Origin of the sequence: Sphingomonas sp. (genome assembly GCF_031361285.1) — a bacterium.
In the GTDB taxonomy this organism is placed as follows: Bacteria; Pseudomonadota; Alphaproteobacteria; order Sphingomonadales; family Sphingomonadaceae; genus Sphingomicrobium.
In genome coordinates this window covers 1-3,416 of record NZ_JANMCO010000111.1, presented here as the reverse complement: position 1 = coordinate 3,416, position 3,416 = coordinate 1, and the positions used below count along the sequence as shown (strand labels likewise).

3 protein-coding genes and 1 pseudogene are annotated in these 3,416 nt (G+C 61.9%); 2 read left to right on the top strand and 2 right to left on the bottom strand.

The window, feature by feature from the left end:
* Positions 1-225 (top strand): annotated as a pseudogene (locus RMO25_RS10165) (aminoacyl-tRNA hydrolase); the annotation flags it as partial.
* On the opposite strand, the gene RMO25_RS10160 reads toward RMO25_RS10165, so the two are convergent.
* The gene (locus RMO25_RS10160; RefSeq protein ID WP_309662490.1) at positions 185-1,963 is read right to left on the bottom strand and encodes a TIR domain-containing protein; all 1,779 of its coding nucleotides are present in this window, start codon (positions 1,961-1,963) and stop codon (positions 185-187) included. The pseudogene RMO25_RS10165 and the gene RMO25_RS10160 overlap by 41 nt on opposite strands.
* Before the next feature lie 108 nt (positions 1,964-2,071).
* Between RMO25_RS10160 and RMO25_RS10155 the strand changes: the two genes are divergently transcribed.
* On the top strand, positions 2,072-2,650 hold the full coding sequence (locus RMO25_RS10155) for a TIGR02466 family protein (protein WP_309662489.1): 579 nt from the start codon (positions 2,072-2,074) through the stop codon (positions 2,648-2,650).
* A 75-nt stretch (positions 2,651-2,725) separates the two neighbouring features.
* On the opposite strand, the gene RMO25_RS10150 is transcribed toward RMO25_RS10155, so the two are convergent.
* Positions 2,726-3,289 (bottom strand): Chromate resistance protein ChrB, encoded by a 564-nt coding sequence (locus RMO25_RS10150; protein ID WP_309662488.1) that lies wholly within the window; start codon positions 3,287-3,289, stop codon positions 2,726-2,728.
* Positions 3,290-3,416: the final 127 nt, after the last annotated feature.

The following is a 3,416-nucleotide window of genomic DNA, read 5'->3' as shown; positions in this document are numbered from 1 at the left end:
GATGCCAGCCTCGGGCCCGATTTCCGCCGCGTCCGCATCGGCATCGGCCACCCCGGCCACAAGGACAAGGTGACCAACTACGTGCTCGGCAATTACGCCAAGTCGGAGATGGAGCCGCTTTCCGATCTGCTCGCCGCCATCGCCGCCGAGGCCGAGTGGCTCGCCGACGGCGACGACGCCCGCTTCATGAGCGAGGTGGCGCTGAGGTTGCAGGCGGATCAGTAGTAGCGACATTGAGGCCCAGCCGTTTGACGGCGTCCGCAAGCGCTCTTTCAAACCGTGGATTGCCTCGAAGAAAATCAAGATCGGGATCGACTATAGCCGAATTGACAAGCGTTAGATTTGCCTGGGCTAAAGCCGGTTCGAGCAGATCAAGCGAGGCATCTCGCTCGTTGAGGTAGGCGCTGAGCACGCACCCGAAATTATAGCGCATGTTGAAATTGTCGGGGTCGATCAACAATGCCCGTTCAATCGTCTCCATGGCACGGTCGCGGTTGCCCAAGATCGCATGTCCACCCGCGCAAATCCCGAGCGCCGCGCCGTTGCTCGGATCTTCGGCGAGAACTTTTTCCGATTGGGAATGCATCATTTCGGCGCAACGAACCACGCCTTCGCGGTCGCCCAAAGCCTGATAGCACATGACGAGCATCGCCCATGAATGGAAGTCGGTCTCGATGAGCTCGACGGCCTTTTCATAATGTCGCGCAGCCTCGGCAGTCTTGCGCTGGGCAGTCGCTAGCTTTGCTGCTTCGCAGTGGACCTCCCAAGATTCCGGGCCGAGTTGGAGTGCCTTCGCGATCAGCCGGTTGGCATCGTCAAACTCTCCCCGTTCACGAGCGATTTGGCCTTTGGCGGCATAAGCGTCTGGAATCGTGGCATCGATCGACAAGGCCCGGTCGGCCGATGCTTCGCCATCCTCCCCAGAAACAGCGAAATAATAGGTCAGGCTGACCTGTGCGAGCGCCATCAGGGCCCAGGCTTGCGCATAATTGGGATCGATTTCCACCGCGCGCCTGGCGAGCCGAACCACGCGCTGCTCGCGCTTGATATCTCCGTAGTTCCCGGAGACCCAATATTTGCGGGCCATCAAGTAGAAATTGTACGCGTCGGCGTTGGTCGTGCCGCGCTGCTCAATCGCCTTCTTTTCGTCTGGCAATAGCTTAAGCTTGAGCGCCGCGACAATCGCCTTCGAAATCTCGTCCTGGATGGCGAAGATATCGGTCAGGTCGCGGTCGTAGCGCTCGGCCCAGAGATGGTCGCCGGTGGCGCCGTCAATCAGCTGGGCGGTGATCCGCACGCGGCTTCCGGCCTTGCGCACACTGCCCTCCAGGACATGGCCGACGCCGAGCTTTTGCGCGACGTCGCACACGTCGACCGCCTGGCCTTTGAACGTGAACGCCGAATTGCGCGCGGTCACCGCCAGCGCGGAAATCTTCGACAGATCGGTGGTGATATCTTCGCTGATGCCGTCGCTGAAATATTCCTGCTCGGCATCGCCGCTCATGTTGGCGAACGGCAGCACGCAGATCGACAGCTTGTTCGACCGCTTGGCTGGCCCCGACTGAACGTCGCCTGGACCGATCAGCGTGGCGACGCTGCCGGCGATCTTGCGCCATCCGGGCGCTTCGCGATTCCCGTCCCAATCCCCAAGGTCGGCGCACTGAATCTGGTTGAACGGTATCGGAGGGACGGTGCCGTCGACGCTGGCCTGGATCAGCGTCCCTTTTGCGCGTGCAACATCGGCTTCGGCCCGCACCCATTGCGATTTGACCGCCTCGGACGACCACAAAACGATCACCGCCCCGGCGGCGTTGAGCCGCTCCTCGATCACCTCGCTATAAGCGCGGTGAGCCGGCAATTCGTCGTCGCGCCAAACCTCGTGGCCAAGCGAACGCAAAGCCTCGGCGACCTGCCGCGCCTCGGCGTCGGAGGAACGCGCATAGGAAACAAAAACATGCGGCATGTTCGCGAGATTCTCCGGAGCCGGGCAAAATCTTACCGAGCGCGTCACACCAAGAGCAAGGGAAACATGCGCTTGCGCTGTCTGTCCCTTGCCGACAAGGACGCTGCAATGTCCGTTCGAACCCTGTTTGCGACCCGCCTTTACGAGGCGGAGCTCGGCTCAGCCGCCCTGATTGGCGATGCGGCGCAGGCAATCCGCGGCCTGGCCGCCGAGGATATCGCCGGGCGGCGCTGGAGCGCCGAGCATCGCTATCCCGGCTACACCAGCTACGCGTCCTTGAACGACCTGCCCAAGCGCGACCCGACCTTTGCCGAACTCGCTCGGCTTCTCGTTCGGCATGCGACGGCATTTGCTAGGGACTGCGCGTTCGACAGCCCACGCAAGCCCCGCCTCGACAGCCTGTGGGTCAATCTGTTGAAATCCGGTGGGCAGCACAGTGGACACATCCATCCGCACAGCATCCTGTCCGGCACGCTTTACGTCGAAGCGCCCCCCGGCTCCGGCGCGATCCGCTTCGAAGACCCGCGCCTGCCGCTGATGATGGCCGCTCCCCTTCGCCCCGACACCTTTATCAGCATAGAGCCCCACCCCGGCCTACTCCTGTTGTGGGAAAGCTGGCTGCGGCACGAGGTGCTTCCGGGCAGCGGCAAGGGCCACCGCCTCAGCATCAGCTTCAATTTCGCGTGATTCCAAGAGCCCGCGCGATCAGGTGGCGTACATCGTCCAGAAGCGCATCTCGGCCTCGTCGCCCTAGTCGTCCGCTTATTCGGAGAGCCCCTTATCTGCACCCTCTCGATCATAGGTCGTCTCCGCAAACGCGCGCGTTGCCTCGCGGCAGGTTGCCAACATCGCCGATGCTTCGGCCTGCCGCTCATTGGGAAAGAAGTCGCGAGCGGCGATCTTTGCGAGCCAGACAGTCAATTTCTCGAGGTCGTCCTCGATTTCCTCCAATTCAGCGAAGCTGAACTTCTCGGCGCGAGTTTCCTTATCGATCTCCGCCAGCAGACCGTGCGCACGCGTCGCAAACTCGTCAAACTCGCGAGCGCGATCAGCACGGAAGCGCCTGACGATTTCCTCCGAAGTCACTCCGTCAATTTGGTGACCAGAGAACAGCGCGGCCAACCCGCCTTGGCCCCGCACGGTTTCGGCAAGCTCTCCGAGCATGGCGGCGTTTCCTTGTCTTGCCGGCAGCACCCAAGTCCCGGTCAACAGGGTCGTCGCGCCGGCCGATTTGAGCCTGCGCCACATCGCCACGCGCGCGCTCGATGGCTCGGCCGGAAGCTGGGCCATGAACAGAAGCCATTCCAAGCCGTCGTCATCCAGCACAGTGAAACACCTGTTGCATAAGTCGTCGTCAATCCTATAGGGCAACACCTATTTCAAGCCCAGCGCGTCGCAGTAAGGGAAGTCATGCAACCAGTGAAGGGCAACCCCGCCCAGTCGCGTTTTACCT

What these genes read in the sequence shown, in the direction of transcription:
- RMO25_RS10155 (WP_309662489.1), top strand. Translation starts at nt 2,072, where the DNA reads ATGTCCGTTCGAACCCTGTTTGCGACCCGCCTTTACGAGGCGGAGCTC.
- RMO25_RS10160 (WP_309662490.1), bottom strand. Translation starts at nt 1,963, where the DNA reads ATGCCGCATGTTTTTGTTTCCTATGCGCGTTCCTCCGACGCCGAGGCG.